Source organism: Roseibacillus persicicus (genome assembly GCF_014651675.1).
GTDB classification, from domain to species: Bacteria; Verrucomicrobiota; Verrucomicrobiia; order Verrucomicrobiales; family Akkermansiaceae; genus Roseibacillus; species Roseibacillus persicicus.
The window spans coordinates 1-646 of sequence record NZ_BMXI01000082.1 but is presented as its reverse complement, the minus strand read 5'-3'; the positions used below and the strand labels follow the sequence as shown (position 1 = coordinate 646).

The window sequence follows — 646 nt, the reverse complement described above, 5'->3', positions numbered from 1 at the left end:
AAGCACACCCAATCCGACCGACTCAGCGCGCTTTCGATAGTTCTATCATGCTCCCTCCTCCCGTCAACCTTCCTACCCGCCAGCGCGGTCGGATTTGTGGTGCTGCGTCTTGTTCTGCTTGCCTTGGCTATCTCGATATTGGCTCCACCAAAAGCTTGGAACGCTCTCCCGCCTGAAAGTAGCTAGCGTCAGAAATAGATTTCAGAATAATTTTTAACATGTCGAGACGGGGCTTCCCGTTCTTGCCTAGAACACGTGGCTGTGAAAGCCATTTTCGGACAGGTCTACCGTCGAGAGTCGAATCGTCGGTCAAAGCGAAATTGGCGTCGACGGGAACACTGAATAGCACGTGCACTTCATCCCCCAAGTCTAGAACGTGCTCAACCTGCACAAGCTGTTCCACTAGTTCACTCATTTGCAGTCATCCACCACTTGAGTCCGAATCCTATCGTCATAGCCACGAAAGTCCAACCAATCACCGTTCCGACCAGGAGAACATCTTGGCTCCCGCCCATTCCTTGAGTCTTCGTTCGATACCTATCGACTACACCTCGCACTAATTCGGTCACGACTATCGCAACGATAACGCCAGCAACTGAGAGGAGCGTTGCGGTTTTCCACATAGAATATTTTTTTGCAGAACGTT

Annotated in this window: 1 protein-coding gene; it reads right to left on the bottom strand. The window is 50.9% G+C overall.

Annotated features, from left to right (window positions below):
• Positions 1 to 407 precede the first annotated feature (407 nt).
• A partial coding sequence (locus IE099_RS20960; RefSeq protein WP_229809644.1) for a hypothetical protein occupies positions 408 to 646 on the bottom strand: 239 nt, incomplete at its 5' end.